The sequence below is a fragment of the Deinococcus terrestris genome (genome assembly GCF_009377345.1).
GTDB classification, from domain to species: domain Bacteria; phylum Deinococcota; class Deinococci; order Deinococcales; family Deinococcaceae; genus Deinococcus; species Deinococcus terrestris.
In genome coordinates this window covers 709,757-726,815 of record NZ_WBSL01000001.1, presented here as the reverse complement: position 1 = coordinate 726,815, position 17,059 = coordinate 709,757, and the positions used below count along the sequence as shown (strand labels likewise).

Below are 17,059 nucleotides of genomic sequence, written 5' to 3'. Positions count from 1 at the left end.
GGTTAACACCCTCTGCCCGCCCCGCCCGTGAGGTCCAGCCACGCCCCCCCCAATTGGGCGGACACGTCGGTCGCGGTGAGCCCGTACCCGTGCCTTATCCCCGCCCGCTCGCCCGCGCGGGCATGCAGCCGCACCCCGGCGAGCGCGGCGTCGGCGGCGCTCAACCCCTGGCCCAGCAGCGCCGCGATCACTCCCGCGAGCGTATCCCCCATGCCCGCGCTCGCCATGCCGGGATGTCCGCCCCGGCTCACCCACCGCCCGCCGGGGTGCGCGATCACGCTGGGGCCGCCCTTGAGCACGACCACGCCGCCAAACCGCTCCTGAAGGCCCCGGGCCGCCGTCAGCGGATCGCGCGTCACCTCAGCCGTGCCCACCCCCAGCAACCGCGCCGCCTCGCCGGGGTGGGGGGTCCAGACGCAACGGTCATGCCCCGCCCCAGCCAGCTCCGGCTGAAGCGCGTCCGCGTCGAGCACGGTGGGGAGGCCCCACCCCAGGACCGTCCGCGCCAGCCCCGCCGCGCCCGGCCCCAGCCCCATCCCCACCGCCACGGCGTCCGGCCGTTCCCCGGTCCCCGCAAGCCACCCGCCGGGGTCGCCGTGCCGCCGCACCATCAGCTCCGGCGTGACGAGCGGCACCTCCGCGCCCGAGTGCAGGGTCACCCGCCCCGCCCCCGCCCGCAGCGCCCCCAGCCCCGCGAGCGCGGCGGCCCCCACCATCCCCGGTGCACCGCCCACGATCCACACGTCCCCGGCGGTGCCCTTGTGCGCGTCCGCCCGCCGCACCGGGAGGAGGGCCGCCACCGCCGCGTCGTCCGGGCGGGTGGCCCACGCCTCGCCCGCCGCCCAGTCCGGCGGCAACGCCAGCGCCGCGACCCGCACCTCGCCCGCCCGCGTCGCCGCCTCCCCGAACAGCAGCGCGGGCTTGAGGCCCACCGGGGCCACCGTCACGTCCGCCCGCACGCTCTCGCCGGGAGGCACCGCCGAGGTCGCGTCCAGGCCCGAGGGGAGGTCGATGGCGAGCACCCGCGTCCCCGCCCCCCGCGCTGCGTTGACCGCCTCCACCACTGCCGCCAGTTCCAACCGCAGCGGCGGCTGAAACCCTGTTCCCAGCAGCCCGTCCACGAGGACCACCGACCCCCACGCCTCCCGCGTCACGGCCCCCGGCGTCAGCTCCCCGACCTCCACCCCGAAAGCCGCGAGCCGCTCCCGGTTCAGCCGTGTCAGGGCGTGCCGGGACGGGGCGGCGAGCACCCGCACCTCCGCCCCCCACCCCGCCAGATACCGCGCCGCGACCAGCGCGTCCCCGCCGTTCGCCCCACTCCCGGCGAGGAGCAGGACCGGGCCACCTCCGGCCAGCCCCTGCGCCGCTTCCGCGACCGCCCGCCCGACCTCCTCCATCGCGGGGTCGAGCAGCCCCGCCGCCTCCAGCCGCGCGTCCAGCGCCGCGACCCCGGCGGGCCGGAACACGAATTCGGTCATCCCCCGAAGCCGCGCAGCAGTCCGAACAGCAGCAGCGCTCCGCCCCCAAGCAGGCCCCAGCGCAGCCATCCCGCGCCCGCCGCCCCCGTGCCCAGCCGTCCAGTGCCCAGCCGCCCCAGCCCCGCCCGCGCCTCCTCGCGGCTCTCGCGCTGCGAGCCCTTCAAGCTCAGGCGCTGCGCCCGCCGGATGGACGCCACCGATTCCCCCAGCCGCCCCTGCCGCCGCAGCGCCACCCCCAGGTTGTGGTGCGCTCCGTCGTAGTCGGGCTGCATCCGGATCACCTCGCGGTAGCGGGCCTCGGCCTCGGCGGGCCGCCCTTCTTCCAGGTCGAGGTTGCCCAGGTTGGTCCCCGCCCGGTAGTGCCCCGCGTCGTGCGCGAGGGCCGCGCCGAACTGCTCGCGGGCCTCCTCGCCCTCGCCGCGCAGGGCGTGCAGCACCCCCAGCGCGTTGAGCCCCTCCGAGCGCGTCAGCGGATGCCCCAGCGCCGGGGCGAGCTGCGCGGCGAGGGCGGTCGGGTCCGTCTCTGCCTCGCGCCCCTGCCGCTGCGACTCCAGCGCCCCCAGCGCGGCCTCCAGTCCCTCCACATCCACCAGCCCGCGTAGCCGCGCTGCCTCGCCGGGCGAGGGGCTGTCCTCCAGCCGGGTCTTCAGGCCGCTCAAGGCCCGCCGCGCCAGCGCCAGCCGCCGCGCCCGCACGTGGTCCTGCACCCCGCAGACCGCTTCCAGCATGCCCGCGACTTCGGCCTGCCCCGAGAGCCGCGCCGCCGCCAGCGCCCGCCGCCACTCGCCCGTGCGGGCGAACTCCCGCCAGTCGGGGGGAGAGGGAAGGGCGGTGTCGGGAAGCTCGGCGGCGCTCATGGCCGGAGTATACTGATCCGCCCCCGGCGCCCCCACCCATGACCGACCCCGTTGCCCCTCCCACCGACCTCCCCCTCTACTCCCCGGCCCGCGTGCGCGAGTTGCTGGCCCGCCACGGGTTGAAACCCACCAAGAGCCTCGGCCAGAACTTCCTGATCGACGGCAACATCCTGCGGGCCATCGCGGAGGCGGGCGGCGCCGCACCCGGCGTGCCCGTGCTGGAGGTCGGCCCCGGCCTGGGCGTTCTGACCCGCGAGGTCGCCACCCGCGGCGCCCGCGTCACCGCGCTGGAAAAGGACGAGCGGCTGCGCCCCGTCCTCGCCGAGACGCTCGCCGGGCAAGGTGTGGAGGTGGTCTGGGGTGACGCCCTCGACTTCGACTATTCCACCCTCCCCCCCGGCACCCGCGTGATCGCCAACCTGCCCTACTACATCACCGGGGTGCTGCTCTCGCGTTTCATGGGGGCGCCGAACGTCCTCTCCGCGACCGTGCTGGTGCAGAAGGAGGTGGGCCAGCGTCTCGCCGCCCACCCCGGCGAGGACAATTACGGCTTCCTGAGTGCGCTCGCCGCCCTGCACGGCCGCGTGCGTCACGTCCGCGACGTGCCCAAGGGAGCCTTTTTTCCCGCGCCCGACGTGACGAGCAGCGTGATCCGCCTCGACTTCGACCGCGAGCGGCCCGCGCCCGAGCCCGCCTTCCTGACCTTTGTGGAAGCGGCCCTGCACCACCGCCGCAAGACCCTGCGCAACAACCTGCGGTTGGCCGGGTACCCGGCGCCCGGTATCGACGCGGCGCTGGAGGCGGCCGGGCTGCGCCCCGATGTCCGCGCCGAGGACGTGCCACTGGACATGCTGCGGGCCGCCGCGACCGCCCTGGGCGTGGTACGGTAGGAACCGCGTTTCACACGCCAACACCGCTCTCCTGCGGCCCTGCCCTCCAGCGTTTTCCGGCAGGTCCGCGCTGCTCAACAGGGCCGCCCCCCGGCGTGACCCGGAGGTTTTTCCCGTGAAGTTCTATGTCATCGGTGACGTAACCGTCGATCACCTCTACCACCTCGACCACCTGCCCGCCCCCGGCGAGGAAGTCGTCCCCACCCACGCCACCATGAAGCCGGGAGGCGCGGGCGGCACCATCAGCGTGACCCTGGCCCGCCTGGGCCACAGCGTGACCCTCGCCGCCCGCGTGGGCCAGGACCCCTTCGCCGAGTACGCCCTGGCGAGCGTCCGCGAGAGCGGCGTGTCCCAGAGCGCCATCCAGCAGGACCCCGAACACCTCACCAGCACCATCACGGTGATGCAGACCCGGCAGGGCCAGCGGGCCATGCTCAGCCACGGCGCGGCCAACCGCCAGCTTGACCCCGCCAAGCTCAAGAGAAAGGACGTGGAGGGCAGCGACGCCCTGATCGTCAGCGCCTACAGCCTCACCGAGGGGCCGCAGCGCGAGTACGCTCTCAAGGCCATCGAAGCCGCCCAGAAGGCCAAAAAGCCCGTGCCCGTCTTTATCGACCTCGGCACCGGGGCGGTGAACAAGGTGGGCACCGACCTGATCGAGAACGTGATTGGGGCCGACTACCTCACCCTCAACCAGCACGAACTGCTCGCGCTGACCGACACGACCAGCATCAGCGCGGCGCTCGCGCAGCTCGGGGACGCCGGGGCGCGGCAGGTGGTCGTCAAGGTCGGCAAGATGGGCAGCATCGTCTGGACGCCCACCGAGACCGAACTCGTGGACGCCGTGCGCCCCCAGGGGCAGGTCGTGGATTCGACGGGCGCCGGGGACACCTTCACCGCCGCCTTTGCCCACGCGGTCCTGACCGGCCAGCCCCTGCGCGAGGCCGCCCGCACTGCCAACGCCGCCGGGGCGCTCGCCGCCACCCGCGTCGGCGCCCAGGCCCTGCCCATCACCCCCGCCGACCTCGAAGAGGCGCTCGCCCGCTGAGGGCCACTCCAGCTTCCTGCCCCGGTTCCCGCGACCGGGGCTTTCCTTTTGCCGTAGCCTGTCCCCCGTGACCTTTCAACCTGAATTCCCCACCGTTCGCCGCCCGGTGTACGCCCGCCGGGGCATGGTGGCGACCAGCCAGCCCCTCGCCGCGCAGGTCGGCCAGAGCCTGCTGCAGCGGGGCGGCAACGCGGTCGACGCCGCCATCGGCACCGCCGCCGCACTCACGGTGGTGGAACCCACCAGCAACGGCCTGGGCGGCGACCTGTTCGCGCTGGTGTGGGAAGGCGGCGAGTTGCATGGCCTGAACGCCAGCGGCGCGGCCCCGGCTGCGCTGAGCCTGGACGCCCTCGCCGAACGCCACGGCGGCGAGATGCCCCGCCACGGCTGGACGCCCGTGACCGTCCCCGGCGGCGTGCGCGGCTGGGCCGACCTGCACGCCCGCTTCGGCCGCCTGCCCTTTGCCGACGTGCTGGCCCCGGCCGTGGCCCTGGCCCGCGAAGGCTACCCCCTCTCGCCCGTCCTCGCCACGAGCTGGGCGCGGGCCATCTCCATCTACCGCCGCCTCAACCTTCCCATCATGGAGGAATGGTTCCGTGTCTTCGCCCCGGACGGCTTTACCCCCGCTCCCGGCGCCCTGTGGCGCAGCGAGGGCCACGCCCGCACCCTGGAACTCATCGGGGCGACGAACGGCGCGGCTTTCTACGAGGGCGAACTGGCCGAAAGAATCGACGCCCATTCCCAGGCGACCGGCGGCCTCCTGCGCGGCAGCGACCTTGCCCAGCACCGCTCGGAGTGGGTCACGCCCATCCACGCTGACTACGGCGGCCACCGCATCTACGAGATTCCGCCCAACGGCCAGGGCATCGCCGCGCTGATCGCCCTGAACGTCCTGAACGGGGTGGACCTGCCGGAACAGTGGGGCGACCCCGCCGGACTGCACCTCCAGATCGAGGCGATGAAGCGCGGCTTCGCGGACGCCCACGCCTATGTGGCTGATCCCCGGCATGTCCCGGTAGAGGTGGAGCGCCTGCTGGGAGCTGAGAATGCGGTGGCCCACCGTGCTCACCTCGGCCATACCGCCCGCGACCCCTCCACCCCGGCGCCGAGCGTGGGCGGCACCGTGTACCTCGCCGCCGCCGACGCGGAGGGCGGCATGGTCAGCCTGATCCAGAGCAACTACATGGGCTTCGGCTCGGGCGTGGTCGTGCCCGGCACCGGCATCGGCCTGCACAACCGGGGGCACAACTTCAGCCTTCAGCCGGGGCACCCCAACGCCCTCGCTCCCGGCAAGCGGCCCTACCACACCATCATCCCCGGCTTCCTGGGGCGCGTAGACGGCGCCCCGGTTGGCCCCTTCGGCGTGATGGGCGGCTTTATGCAGCCGCAGGGCCACCTGCAAGTCGTGCTAAACACGGTGCGCTACGGCATGAACCCCCAGCAGGCCCTCGACGCCCCGCGCTGGCAGTGGCTTCAGGGCCGCGCGGTGGAGGTCGAGCCCGAACTCGGTGCCCAGGTCGCCCGCGCCCTCCTCGCGCGAAGCCATGACCTGCGCGTCCAGCTCGACCCCGGTTCCTTCGGGCGCGGCCAGATCATCTGGCGCAACCCTGAAACCGGCGTGCTGGAGGGCGGCACCGAGAGCCGGACGGACGGGCACATCGCGGTCTGGTGAGGGGGAGGGGAGGACGACGCGTCCCCCCGCTCCTCACCCCCCCACGTATTCCTCGCTCAGCGCCCACAGCCGCGCGGCCGCCTCGTCGTCTCGCGCCTGGGGCGCTTCCTTCGCCACCTTCTCCTGGCTGAAATAGCGCCCGCTCACCAGCAGCGAGGGGTCGGCGGCGAGGCGGATGCTGGTCTGCGCCCCTTCCTCCGGCGTGATGCCGAAGCGGTCCACCAGCCCCCACGCCCGGTCAATCAGGCCGCCGTTGTTGTGCGCGAAGCCGCTGCGGACCAGCCCCGGATGCAGGCTGTTGCTCAGCAGCCCCGGCTCGCGGCGGGCGAGTTCGCGGGCGAACAGCACGTTGGCGAGCTTGCTCTGTGAGTAGGCTGCCCAGCCCCGGTAGCCGCGCCGGAACTCCGGGTCGTCCCAGCGAATTCGCCCCTGCGCGTGCGCCGCCGAGGACACGGTAACCACCCGTGCGTGCCGCGACCCGCGCAGCAACGGCAGCAGCTCCCTCGTGAGCAAGAAGGCCGCGAGGTGGTTCAGCGCCCACGTCATCTCTACCCCCTCGCGTGTCTCCTGCCGCTCGGCGTAAAAGGCCCCTGCGTTGTTCACCAGCACGTCCAGCCGCCCCTCGCGCTCCCGGAACTCAGCGGCGGCCCGGCGCACCTGTTTCATCTCCGACAGGTCGGCCACGAGGTGCCCCGCCGCGCCGACCTCCCGCGCGGCGTCCGCCGTCTTCTGCGGGTTGCGCCCCACGATCAGCACCCGCGCTCCCATCCGCGCTAGCTCCCGCGCCGTCTCCTTGCCGATACCGCCGGTCGCGCCCGTCACCAGCATCGTCTTTTCACTCAGGTCAAAGGTCATGCGGCCCAGCATAGAGAGCCGCCCTGTCCCCAACCGCGTCCGTGAAGACAACGCAACCAAAAAGGACCAGCCGACCCCACGAGAAGTCGGCCGCATCCGGCACCCTGGCGAGCTTCACCCGGCCCGCCTTGTTAGGTTGTGCTGATGGGTTCAGCATAGCGGGCGTGTGTCACAGGCTTGTCACGGCGGGGCAACTTTGCGTTCTGCCGCGCCCCCACCGCCCGGTACGCTGGGGCATGTCCGAACTCGCCTCGTTCCTGATCCACACCCTCTCCTTCCTGGGCGGCCGCCTCTTCTACTTTCTGGGCGGCCTCCTGATGGCTTACCTGGGGTGGGACACCGGGCAGCCTATCGTCATCGCCCTGGGAGGGGTCCTGATCGTGGCCGGAGCGGTTTCAGTGTGGCGGCGTGCCCTCCGCGCGGGTGGCTGAGTACTCTCAGATCACCTCGCGGAACGCCACGCTCTGCGAGCGGTTCTGCAACTCCGAGCGCAGGTACCCCAGCCGGGGGTGCTCCAGCCTCGGATCGTGCGCGAGGATGTGTTTCGCCAGCGCCCGCGCCTGCTCGATGATCTCCACGTCGCTGGCGAGGTCGCCCAGCCGCAGGTCGGGAATCCCGCTCTGGCGGGTGCCGCGAATCTCGCCGGGGCCGCGCAGCTTCAGGTCGGCCTCCGCGATCACGAAGCCGTCGGTGCTCCCCTCAATGATCTTGAGCCGCTGCCGCGTCTTCTTGGAATGCTCGCCCGCGACCAACACGCAGTAACTCTTGGCGCTGCCCCGCCCCACCCGGCCCCGGAGCTGGTGAAGTTGCGAGAGGCCGAAGCGCTCGGCATTCTCGATCACCATTACCGAGGCGTTGGGCACGTCCACCCCCACCTCAATCACGGTCGTGGACACCAGCACGTCGAACTCGCGGGCGCGGAAGCGGTCCATCACGTGTTCCTTTTCGGCCGCCGTCATCTTGCCGTGCAGCAGGTCTATGCGGGCTTCCGGCAGCATCACCTTGAGGCCGTCCGCGAGCTGCGTGGCCGCCAGCAGCTCCAGATTCTCGTTCTCCTCGATCAGGGCGGTGACGACAAAGGCCTGCCGCCCCTCCCGAATCTGCCTCATCACGAAGCCGTAGGCCTGCGCCCGGTGCGTGTCTTGAATCAGCTTCGTCTCGACCGGGGTGCGGCCCGGCGGCAGCTCGTCGATCACCGACAGTTCGAGGTCCCCGTAGGCCGTCAGCGCGAGGCTGCGCGGAATCGGGGTGGCCGACATCACCAGCACGTCGGGGCGCCCGGCCAGGAGCTTGCGCCGCTGCATCACCCCGAAGCGGTGCTCCTCGTCCACCACTGCCAGGCCGAGGTTGTCGAAGCGCACGTTCTCCTGGATGAGCGCCTGCGTGCCCACCACCACGTCCACCTCGCCTTCGGCAATGCGCGTCTGCATCTCCAGCTTCTGCTTGGGCGTCATCGCCCCGATCAGCAGGCCGACCCGCACGTCGAGTTTGCCCAGGTATCCAACCAGATTCGCGTAGTGCTGCCGCGCCAGAATCTCCGTCGGCGCCATCAGCGCCCCCTGGTAGCCGTCGCGCACGGCGAGGTACAGGGCACACGCCGCCACCGCCGTCTTGCCGCTCCCCACGTCGCCCTGCACCAGCCGCGCCATCTGCCGCTCCGAGCGCATGTCGTCGGTGATCTCTAACAGCACCCGCCGCTGCGCGTTCGTGAACGAGAAAGGCAGCGCCGATTCGAAGCGGGCAATGTCGTCCGAGGTCGCCTGAAAGCGTTTGCCCAGCAGCACGGCGTCCTCGCCTTGCAGCAGCATTCGCAGTTCTAAAAAGAGGTACTCGTCGAAGCGCAGCCGGTGCAGCCCACGCTCCAGTTGCCCCTCGTCTCCCGGAAAGTGGATGCCCCACAGCGCGTCCCCCAGGTCGGTCAGCCCGCGCTCGCGCCGCCAGTGCGCGGGCAGGTAGTCGTCCAGCGGCGCCGCCTGCAAGGCCCGGAACGCCGAGCGGCGCAAGAACTCCTGCGAGATCCCGTCCTTGGAGTCGTACACGCCCACGATTCGCCCGGTGCTGAGGCTCTCCCGTGCGTCCTCCACCGTCTCCAGATGCTCGACGCCGAGCTGCACGCTGCGGCCGAACTTCTTCACCCGCCCGGTGAGGACCAGTCGCGCTCCCTCCCGGAGTTGCCGCTCGACCCACGGCTGGTTGAACCAGCTCGCCTTGACCCGTCCCCCCGAGGGCGTCTCCAGCGTCACGTCCAGAATCAGCATGTTCGGCTTGGGCTTGCGCCGACTCTTGGCGACCACTGTGCCCTCGACCGTGACCTTCTGCCCCTCCTCGACCTCCGCGAGGTCCGGCAGCGCCCGGCGGTCCTCGTGGCGGTGCGGGTAGGCGTGCAGCACGTCCCGGACCGTATGCAGCCCCAGCGAGGTCAGCTTGCGAGCACCTCCCGGCCCGGTGTCCAGCCGCGTGACCTCCGCGTCCAGCGGCAGCCGCTCGCCCGGAGCCGCCGCCGGGGGGGCCTGCCGGGCGGCGGGGCGGGGGGCCGTCTTCCTCTCTGCTCCATCCAGCAGCGCCAGCGCTCGTTCCAGGGCCTCGGCCCGTGCGCCCGCGTCCAGTTCCGCGTAGCCCCGCAGCGCCTCGCGCACGCCCGGAAACGGCCCGGCCAGCGGCGAGGCGAGCAGCCGCTCCACCCCGCCTGCCACCACCCGGTCCGCGCATCCCGTCGCCAGCTCTGCGGCGAGGGGGCGGCGCAGTTTGTCTCTCAACTCCGTGACCGTCGCCATCCGGGAGGCAGGCTAACAGAGGGGGAAGGGACATGCCCTGTTCGGCCTCACGGTGCGGGGGCGCCGCCCTACACTGGTCCCCATGACTTCTCCCCTTCCCCTCCGTGCCCTGCCGGTCCTGGCGACCCTGCTCCTCGGCGGCCTGCTGCCCGGCTGCGGCTCACCGCCTGACCCTGTGGTCGACCGGGTCCGGGAGGAACTCGGGGCACGTGGGGCCACCTTCATCACCTGCGCCCAGTTCGGCGTAGGAATTCATGATGCTCTGGAGCGCACCGCCTCGGGGAGCGCTGTCACGACGACCAGCCTCCTGATCGACCACCCTCCGGTGGGGCGTTCGGCCTTCGTAGAGCGCAGCCTTGGTGCGGCGGGGCTGGTGAAGCAGGACGCGACCTTCTGGCGCTCCCCGCAGACGCGCTACCGTCTGCCCGTCCACATCCCCGACACCGAAACCTTTTTCGTCTATGCCGAGCCTGGTGAGCAGGAAACCTTCTATGTCGTCTTCGATGAGGACGCCCCCATCCGTCTGGACGCGCTGTGTATCACCCGCATCCATGTTCCCGGCGGCTTCCGTCCCGCCGAACACCTGCTCGGCTGAGGTTCCTGACTAGCTCAGGTTACCCTCGGCCTATGGGAGCCTACGACCGCCTCGCCGCGACCTATAACCGGCAGTGGGGCCGCTACGCCCGCACCACGGCCCGCGAGGTGCTGGGCGCGTTGCCGCCCCTGGAGGCTGGCCCCCTGCTGGACGTGGGCTGCGGCACGGGCACCCTGCTCGCGCTCGCCCGGTCACGTTTCCCAGGGGCACGGCTGATCGGCGCCGAGCCCAGCGCGGGCATGCGTGGGGTGGCGGCGCGGACCCTCGCCGATCAGGGGGTGACCCTGCTTGATTGCCCCGCCGAGGCCCTCGCCCTGCCGGACGCCTCGGTGGGTGCCCTGACCTGCCTGAACGTGCTGCATTACCTCGCGGACCCGGCCGCCGCCCTGCGCGAGTGGCGGCGGGTGCTGCGGCCTGGCGGAACGCTTGTCCTGCAAGACTATGTTCCCAACGCTCTGCCCGGCTTCGCTCGCCTCGCCGCACTGAACGACCGCGAACTCGTGCGGGTCTACACGGTGCCGGAGATGGGCGAGCTGCTGAAGTCGGCAGGCTTCCGCGAGATTACGGCGCGGCCCTTCCGCATAGACCCGTTCTGGCGCGGCGGCCTGGCGAGCGGTGTGCGCCCCTGACCGGCTACAGCCGCAGCGCCAGCTCGACCGCCTCCAGCAACCCGCCCGCGTCCACATGCCCGACGTGGTAACGGCCAGCCGCCCGCGCCTCCGCGTCCGCGTTGCCCATCGCCACCGGATGGCCGACCACCCGCATGGCCGTCACATCGTTGTGCCCGTCGCCCACCATCATCACCCGGTTGAGCGGCACCCCGTAGGCTTCCGCCACCCGCGTCACCGCGCTGCCCTTGCTCACACCCGCCCGCGTCACCGACACAAACAGCGTGTCCGGCATCGCCGGGCTGCCTGCCGGGTGCAGGTCCAGGCCCGGATGAGGTTCCGCCACGACCTCCGGTCCCTGCGCGTGCGGCACCACCCACTGCGCCCGCACCCGCGTGCCCGTCAGCTCCTGGGGCGACTTCACCTCGTACGGCACCCCCAGCAACTCCGCGTGCCGCCGCGCAGGGTCGCCGGGCAGCGTAAAGCCGTAGTCCCGGTCGGTGTACACCTCCAGCAGCCGTCCGGTCGCCTCTGCCCGGTTTAAGAGAAGGGCCAGTCCGTCATCCGGCAAGCCCTCGCTAAGGCTCTCGCCGCTGCCCACATTCACCACCGACGCCCCGTTCTGAAACACGTGCCACCCGTCCGGGTCCAGCCGCCGGGCGTACTCCAGCGCGTTCCCGAAGGCGGGCCGCCCGCTGCACAGCGCCACCCGCATCCCCCGCGCCCGCGCGTCGGCCAGCGCCGCCCACACGTCTTCCCGCACCCGGTTGTCCGAGCCGATCAGGGTTCCGTCCACATCCACGCACAGCAGCCCGAGCATCCGGGCAGTGTACGCCCTACCTCGGCGCCCACTCTCCCTCGTGGTTGAGGACCGCGCACCCGCCCACCTGCACGTCCCGCACCTGCTGGCCCTCCACGCTGACCTCCACCTCCACCTCGCCGGGGGTGCCCAGGCTGTGGCCCTGATACACCACCCCGCAGGCCCGGCCCGAGCGCAGCGGGAGCGCCCCCTCCGCCGCCAGCAGCGCGAAGAGCGCCCCGCCCGCGCTGCCGGTCACCGGGTCCTCGGGAATCCCCACCGCCGGGGCGAAGTCCCGCGCCGCGTACCTGCCCACCCCCACGGGCGCGTAGGCATACACGCTGCTGACCCCCAGCGCGTCCGACAACCGGTGAATCTCGGCCAGGTCCGGCTCCATCCCGTCCAGCACCAGCCGGTCGATGACGGGCACGAACACGCTCCACAGCCCCGTGCTCGCCGCCGCGAGGGGCAGCCCCCGGTGGATCATCCGCTCATCGATGCCCAGGGCTGCCGCCAACTCCCGCCGCACCTCCCGCCCCACCCGGCGCGTCTCTGGAGCCTGCTGCGCCATCCAAACCCGGCAGTCGCCCGCCGCGCCCTGCTCCAGCCGCAGGGGAACCCGACCCACCAGCGTCTCCAGCGCGAGCGCCTCGCCCGCCCAGCGCCCCTCCTGCGCCAGCCGCAGCCCCAGCGCGACCGTCGCGTGGCCGCAAAAGTCGATCTCCTGGGTGGGCGTGAAGTACCGCACCCGCGCCGCGCCGTCCCCCATCCGGGTCACGAAGACCGTCTCCGGCACGCCCAGAAATGCCGCCAGCGCCTGCATCTGCTCCTCGGACAGCCCGTCCGCGTCCAGCACCACCCCCGCCCGGTTGCCGGAGCCCGGCGTGTCGGTAAAGGCGCTTACCTCGCAGTACGCGATCATGCGGTCAATCTAGCGCAGGCTCACTAACACAGGCGACAAAATTTTCACGACCGAGCTTATAGTGAATACTTTCACTTATGTGTCATAAGGAGAGGCTGGGGGTTTGCCCCAGCCCATTCCCCCTCAGGGCGTCATGCGCGTCAGCATGCGCGGGAAGGGAATCGCCTCGCGGATGTGGTCGATCCCGGTGATCCAGGCGATGACCCGCTCCAGCCCCATGCCGAAGCCCGCGTGCGGCACCGAGCCGTATCTCCGCAAGTCGAGGTACCAGTCGAAGGCCTCCAGCGGCAGCCCCTCGTGCTCGATGCGGCTCCTGAGCAGGTCGTAGTCGTGGATGCGCTGCGAGCCGCCGATAATCTCGCCGTAGCCCTCGGGCGCGATCATGTCGTCGCACAGGGCCAGCCGCTCGTCTTCCGGGTCGGGCTGCATGTAAAAGGCCTTGATCGCCGCCGGGTACTTCTCGATCATCACCGGGCGGTCGAAGTGGTGGCCCAGGATCGTCTCGTGCGGGGCGCCCAGGTCGTCGCCCCATTCGACGGGCTGCACGTCCGCCTGCACGTTGTCGGGGAGGTCCCCGTCCTCGATGTGCCGCTGCACGATCTCCAGCGCCTCGGTGTACGTCACGCGCGGATAGTTCCCCTCGGCGGCGCCCCGCAGCTTTTCCACGTCGCGCCCCAGCAGCGCGAGTTCCTCCGAACATTCCTCCAGCACCCGCCGCACGATAAAGCTCACCAGCCGCTCCTGCAACGCCATGTTCTCGGCGTGAGTGCTGGGCGCGACCTCCGGCTCCACCATCCAGAACTCCAGCAGGTGCCGCCGCGTCTTGGACTTCTCGGCGCGGAAGGTCGGCCCGAAGGTGTAGACCTTGCCGAAGGCCAGCGCCCCCGCCTCGGCGTGCAGTTGGCCCGTCTGCGAGAGGTACGCCTTGTCCTCCCCGAACAGGTCGATCTCGAACAGCTCGGTCGTGCCCTCGGCGGCGTTTGGCGTGAAAAAGGGCGCGTCGAAGCGCACGAAGCCCTCCCCGTGGAAGAAGTCGATCACCGCCCGCTGCACGCTGTCGCGCACCCGCACGACCGCCCAGGGCCGACGGTGGCGCAGCCAGAGGTGCCGCTGGTCGAGCAGGAACTCGATGCCGTGTTCCTTGGGCGTGATGGGGTACTCACCCCGGTTCTCCGAGATGGGGGAGAGGTCCCGCACCGCGAGTTCCACCCCGCCCGGCGCCCGCTCGTCGGCCCGGACCTCGCCCACCAGCGTGAGGGCCTGCTCCTGCGTGAGTCGCTTGGCCGCCTCGAAGACCTCCTCGGGCACGTCGTTCTTGAACACGGTCGCCTGCACGAAGCCCGTGCCGTCGCGCAGTTTCAGGAACTGGATCTTGCCCTTGCCGCTCTTGTCGGTCAGCCACGCGCTTAGCGTGACGGTCTCGCCCACGTGGGCCTTGAGTCCACCGATGGTGGTTGTTGGAAGCTCCGTCGAAGTCACGAGCGGAAGTATAAGCGCCCGCCCCGGCCCGCCTGACCCGGTCCCTCAAGTGGCGTTCATGCCGCGCGGGTGCAGCGGCCCGCCCCAGGGCGTCACACTGGACCATGCCCGAACCCCCCCTCACCGTCGGCTTCGACCTCGGCACGACCGCCCTCAAGGCCGTCCTTTTTCGGGGAAGCCGGGAACTTCACCGCCTCAGCTTTCCCTACCCCCTGCACAGCGACGCGCCGGGCCAGGCCACCCACCACCTCCCCGACCTCCAGCAGGCCTTCGCGCAGGCCCTCGCCGGGGTGGAGGCGTACTGCGCTCAGCAGGACCTGCGGCCCCTCGCGGCGGGCTTCAGCAATGCCATGCACTCGCTGATCCTGATCGGCCCGCGCGGTCCCTCCGAGGTGTACACCTGGGCCGACCTGCGGGCGGACACGGGCGGGCATCCGGTCACCCTGCACCACAGCCGCACCGGGGTCCCCTACCACCCCATGACCCCGGCCGTGAAGCTCGCGTGGCGGCGGCGCGGCGGCGAGGACCCCACCGACTGGGAGGCCGTCAGCGGCGTCAAGGAGGAGATCCTGAAGCGCTACTTCGGCGTCTTCTGGACCGACGTGAGCACCGCCGCCGCCACCGGCCTGATAAACCTCTCCGGCGAGTACGACCCCGAGGCCCTCGCGCTCGCCGGGGTGCGCCCGGAACAGCTTCCCGCCATCCAGCCCACGACCGCCGCGCTGCCGCCCATGCGCCAGCCGCACCGGGGCCGCTACCCGCGCCTCGCCGCCGCCCACTGGGTGATCGGCGCGAGCGACGGCGTGACCGCCACCGAGGGGCTGGGCGTGACCGGGCCGGGGCAGGCCGCCGTGTCGGTGGGCACCAGCAGCGCCATTCGCACCTTCGTGCCCTCGCCCCCGCCCGACCCCGAAGCGCGGCTCTTTTGCTACCGGGCCGACGACCGCTTTCTGGTGGGCGGTCCCAGCAACAACGCGGGCATCGTGTGGAACTGGCTGCGCGAGCACCTCGCCGGGGTGCCCGGCGACCTCGACGACCTGCTGCACGCCACCGAACCCGGCGCCCGTGGCCTGCTGTTTCTGCCCGCTCTCGCCGGGGAGCGGGCGCCGCTGTGGGACCCTGCCCTCTCGGGCAGCCTGCTGGGGCTGGGGCTGCACCACGGCGGGCGCGACCTCGCCCGTGCCGGGATGGAGGGGGTCGCCCTGCACCTCGCGTGGCTGACCGACCTGCTCACGGCGCAGGTGGGCCAGCCGGGGGAGCTGCGCGTCACGGGCGGCCTGACCCGCTCCCGCGCCTGGCTCCAGATCCTCGCCAACGCCCTGAACCACCCCGTCCGCGTGCCGCAGGACGCCGACCTCTTCGAGGGCAGCGCCTTCGGGGCCGCCTGCATCGCGGCCCGCAGCGCCGGGAGCCCACTGGACACCGGGCGCCCCTACACCGCCATCGAGCCCAATGCCGACGCGCCGCTGTACCGCGCCCTGGGCGAGCAGTACCGCCACGCGGCCCTGACCCTCCAACGCCTCACCCACGAGCTGGCCTGACCCCAACAGGAGGAGACCCATGGAAGGTTTTACCCAGACCCTCGGCGCCCCCGCCCTGCTCGGCATCGGCGTGGGCGCGGTCGCGCTGCTGCTGGTCCTGATCATCTCGCTGCGGCTGCACGCCTTTGTCGCGCTGATCCTGGTCAGCCTGATCACCGCGCTGGTCGCCGGGCTGCCGGTCAGCGGCATCGTGGACGTGCTGGTGGGCGGCTTCGGCAGCACCCTGGGCTCGGTCGCCCTCCTCGTCGGCCTGGGCGCGATGCTGGGGCGCCTGATCGAGACGAGCGGGGGCGCCCGGGTCCTCGCGCAGACCCTGATCTCCCGCTTCGGCGAGCGCCGGGCACCCTTCGCGTTGGGCGTGGCCTCGCTGCTCTTCGGCTTCCCGATCTTCTTCGACGCGGGCCTGATCGTGATGCTGCCCGTCGTCTTCGCGGTCGCCCGGCGCCTGAACGAGCCCGTCTTGCGCTACGGCCTGCCGGTCGCCGGGGCGTTTTCGGTCATGCACGTCTTCGTGCCGCCGCACCCCGGCCCGGTCGCCGCCGCCGACCTGCTGGGCGCGGACATCGGCGTCTTGATCGGGGTGGGCGTCCTCGTCGCCCTGCCCACCTGGTACCTCGCCGGGTACCTCTTCGGGCTGTGGGCGGGGCGGCGCTTTCCCATCTCGGTGCCCGACCTTCTCAGCGGCGGCCCCCTGAGCACCGAAGAACCCCGCAACCCCCCAGGCGCCGGAACCGTGATCGCCCTGCTGCTGCTGCCGCTGCTCCTGATCTTCGGCAACACCGGTCTCAATGCCCTGGCGACTGCCGGAAGCGTGGACCCCGCCAACCCAGCCGTGCAGATGATCCGGCTGCTGGGCAACACGCCGGTCGCCCTGCTGATCTCGGTCCTTGTCGCCTCCATCGTGCTGGGTGCCCGGCGCGGGGTGGACAAGGTCACGCTCGAAAAACTGCTCGACTCCGCCCTCGGCCCGGTTGCCTCGGTCATCCTGATCACCGGCGCGGGCGGGATGTTCGGTGCGGTGCTGCGGGCCTCCGGCATCGGCGACGCCGTATCGGGCAGCCTCCAGAACCTCGGCATCCCGGTGATCGCCGCCGCCTTCCTGATCGCCGCCTTCCTGCGCGTCGCCCAGGGTTCGGCCACCGTCGCCCTGCTCACCGCCGCGGGCCTGATTCAACCCGCCGTCGCCGCCGCCGGGTACGCGGGTACCGACCTCGCCGCCGTCGTGATCGCCGCCGCCGCCGGGTCGGTCGTCCTCTCGCACGTCAACGACTCGGGCTTCTGGCTCGTCGGTCGCCTGATGAACCTCGACATCCCCACCACCTTCAGGACCTGGACGGTGATGGAAACCCTGATCGGCGTGATCGGCTTCGCCCTCGCCTGGCTGCTGTTCGCCCTGGTCTGACCGTCCCTCCGCTCCGCCCCTTCCCGCGCTGGAGGGGGCATTTCTACGTCAGTACATAACAACTCATACCAAACAAAAAATTCACGACCCAGTCCATCGTGAATCTATTCACTTAACCCTTTGAAGAGAAGGGGAGGTC

The 17,059-nt window shown here is 71.8% G+C and carries 15 protein-coding genes; 8 read left to right on the top strand and 7 right to left on the bottom strand.

Features of this window, described 5'->3' with window-relative positions:
• Window positions 1-2: 2 nt before the first annotated feature.
• Together F8S09_RS03575 and F8S09_RS17575 are read right to left on the bottom strand one after the other, a co-directional pair.
• The gene (locus F8S09_RS03575; protein ID WP_152868970.1) at window positions 3-1,478 is read right to left on the bottom strand and encodes an NAD(P)H-hydrate dehydratase; all 1,476 of its coding nucleotides are present in this window, start codon (window positions 1,476-1,478) and stop codon (window positions 3-5) included.
• Window positions 1,475-2,335 carry a tetratricopeptide repeat protein gene (locus F8S09_RS17575; RefSeq protein ID WP_194165196.1) on the bottom strand — a complete coding sequence of 287 codons (861 nt, stop codon included), beginning with the start codon at window positions 2,333-2,335 and terminating at the stop codon, window positions 1,475-1,477. Before F8S09_RS17575 ends, F8S09_RS03575 begins: the two co-directional genes overlap by 4 nt.
• Window positions 2,336-2,373: 38 nt before the next feature.
• Between F8S09_RS17575 and rsmA the strand changes: the two genes are divergently transcribed.
• From rsmA to F8S09_RS03555, 3 genes are all read left to right on the top strand, one after another.
• Entirely contained in the window at window positions 2,374-3,225 is an 852-nt protein-coding gene (gene rsmA, locus F8S09_RS03565) for a 16S rRNA (adenine(1518)-N(6)/adenine(1519)-N(6))-dimethyltransferase RsmA (RefSeq protein WP_152868967.1), read from the top strand.
• Window positions 3,226-3,340: 115 nt separating this feature from the next.
• Entirely contained in the window at window positions 3,341-4,273 is a 933-nt protein-coding gene (locus tag F8S09_RS03560) for a carbohydrate kinase family protein (RefSeq protein ID WP_322618495.1), read from the top strand.
• A gap of 124 nt (window positions 4,274-4,397) precedes the next feature.
• Window positions 4,398-5,945: a gamma-glutamyltransferase family protein gene (locus tag F8S09_RS03555; RefSeq protein ID WP_194165235.1), complete on the top strand. Its 1,548-nt coding sequence runs from the start codon at window positions 4,398-4,400 to the stop codon at window positions 5,943-5,945.
• 33 nt (window positions 5,946-5,978) lie between these two features.
• Here the strand turns inward: F8S09_RS03555 and F8S09_RS03550 are convergent, their stop codons facing one another.
• Entirely contained in the window at window positions 5,979-6,800 is an 822-nt protein-coding gene (locus tag F8S09_RS03550; protein ID WP_227978440.1) for an SDR family oxidoreductase, read from the bottom strand.
• A gap of 236 nt (window positions 6,801-7,036) precedes the next feature.
• On the opposite strand from F8S09_RS03550, the gene F8S09_RS03545 reads away from it, so the two are divergent.
• Window positions 7,037-7,231 carry a hypothetical protein gene (locus tag F8S09_RS03545; RefSeq protein ID WP_152868961.1) on the top strand — a complete coding sequence of 65 codons (195 nt, stop codon included), beginning with the start codon at window positions 7,037-7,039 and terminating at the stop codon, window positions 7,229-7,231.
• 6 nt (window positions 7,232-7,237) lie between these two features.
• On the opposite strand, the gene recG is transcribed toward F8S09_RS03545, so the two are convergent.
• Complete coding sequence (gene recG / locus F8S09_RS03540) at window positions 7,238-9,574, bottom strand: ATP-dependent DNA helicase RecG (RefSeq protein ID WP_152868959.1); 2,337 nt, start codon at window positions 9,572-9,574, stop codon at window positions 7,238-7,240.
• A gap of 82 nt (window positions 9,575-9,656) precedes the next feature.
• Between recG and F8S09_RS03535 the strand changes: the two genes are divergently transcribed.
• Complete coding sequence (locus F8S09_RS03535; protein WP_152868957.1) at window positions 9,657-10,169, top strand: hypothetical protein; 513 nt, start codon at window positions 9,657-9,659, stop codon at window positions 10,167-10,169.
• Window positions 10,170-10,201: 32 nt separating this feature from the next.
• Entirely contained in the window at window positions 10,202-10,798 is a 597-nt protein-coding gene (locus F8S09_RS03530; protein ID WP_152868955.1) for a class I SAM-dependent methyltransferase, read from the top strand.
• Between the two features lie 4 nt (window positions 10,799-10,802).
• On the opposite strand, the gene F8S09_RS03525 is transcribed toward F8S09_RS03530, so the two are convergent.
• From F8S09_RS03525 to asnS, 3 genes are all read right to left on the bottom strand, one after another.
• Entirely contained in the window at window positions 10,803-11,597 is a 795-nt protein-coding gene (locus tag F8S09_RS03525) for a Cof-type HAD-IIB family hydrolase (protein WP_152868953.1), read from the bottom strand.
• A 16-nt stretch (window positions 11,598-11,613) separates the two neighbouring features.
• The gene (locus F8S09_RS03520) at window positions 11,614-12,498 is read right to left on the bottom strand and encodes a PhzF family phenazine biosynthesis isomerase (RefSeq protein WP_152868951.1); all 885 of its coding nucleotides are present in this window, start codon (window positions 12,496-12,498) and stop codon (window positions 11,614-11,616) included.
• A gap of 123 nt (window positions 12,499-12,621) precedes the next feature.
• Window positions 12,622-13,977 carry an asparagine--tRNA ligase gene (gene asnS, locus F8S09_RS03515; RefSeq protein ID WP_322618494.1) on the bottom strand — a complete coding sequence of 452 codons (1,356 nt, stop codon included), beginning with the start codon at window positions 13,975-13,977 and terminating at the stop codon, window positions 12,622-12,624.
• Between the two features lie 104 nt (window positions 13,978-14,081).
• Here asnS and F8S09_RS03510 point away from each other — a divergent pair, with 104 nt between their 5' ends.
• Both F8S09_RS03510 and F8S09_RS03505 read left to right on the top strand, forming a co-directional pair.
• Window positions 14,082-15,518, top strand: a complete 1,437-nt coding sequence (locus F8S09_RS03510; protein ID WP_152868949.1) for a gluconokinase — start codon at window positions 14,082-14,084, stop codon at window positions 15,516-15,518.
• 19 nt (window positions 15,519-15,537) lie between these two features.
• Window positions 15,538-16,920 carry a GntP family permease gene (locus F8S09_RS03505; RefSeq protein WP_152868947.1) on the top strand — a complete coding sequence of 461 codons (1,383 nt, stop codon included), beginning with the start codon at window positions 15,538-15,540 and terminating at the stop codon, window positions 16,918-16,920.
• The last annotated feature ends 139 nt before the right edge of the window (window positions 16,921-17,059 follow it).

Bases quoted from the DNA above. Each gene is read 5' to 3' on its own strand.
- F8S09_RS03575 (WP_152868970.1), bottom strand. From the start codon at position 1,478: ATGACCGAATTCGTGTTCCGGCCCGCCGGGGTCGCGGCGCTGGACGCG.
- F8S09_RS17575 (WP_194165196.1), bottom strand. From the start codon at position 2,335: ATGAGCGCCGCCGAGCTTCCCGACACCGCCCTTCCCTCTCCCCCCGAC.
- rsmA (WP_152868967.1), top strand. From the start codon at position 2,374: ATGACCGACCCCGTTGCCCCTCCCACCGACCTCCCCCTCTACTCCCCG.
- F8S09_RS03555 (WP_194165235.1), top strand. From the start codon at position 4,398: ATGGTGGCGACCAGCCAGCCCCTCGCCGCGCAGGTCGGCCAGAGCCTG.
- F8S09_RS03550 (WP_227978440.1), bottom strand. From the start codon at position 6,800: ATGACCTTTGACCTGAGTGAAAAGACGATGCTGGTGACGGGCGCGACC.
- F8S09_RS03545 (WP_152868961.1), top strand. From the start codon at position 7,037: ATGTCCGAACTCGCCTCGTTCCTGATCCACACCCTCTCCTTCCTGGGC.
- recG (WP_152868959.1), bottom strand. From the start codon at position 9,574: ATGGCGACGGTCACGGAGTTGAGAGACAAACTGCGCCGCCCCCTCGCC.
- F8S09_RS03535 (WP_152868957.1), top strand. From the start codon at position 9,657: ATGACTTCTCCCCTTCCCCTCCGTGCCCTGCCGGTCCTGGCGACCCTG.
- F8S09_RS03530 (WP_152868955.1), top strand. From the start codon at position 10,202: ATGGGAGCCTACGACCGCCTCGCCGCGACCTATAACCGGCAGTGGGGC.
- F8S09_RS03525 (WP_152868953.1), bottom strand. From the start codon at position 11,597: ATGCTCGGGCTGCTGTGCGTGGATGTGGACGGAACCCTGATCGGCTCG.
- F8S09_RS03520 (WP_152868951.1), bottom strand. From the start codon at position 12,498: ATGATCGCGTACTGCGAGGTAAGCGCCTTTACCGACACGCCGGGCTCC.
- F8S09_RS03510 (WP_152868949.1), top strand. From the start codon at position 14,082: ATGCCCGAACCCCCCCTCACCGTCGGCTTCGACCTCGGCACGACCGCC.
- F8S09_RS03505 (WP_152868947.1), top strand. From the start codon at position 15,538: ATGGAAGGTTTTACCCAGACCCTCGGCGCCCCCGCCCTGCTCGGCATC.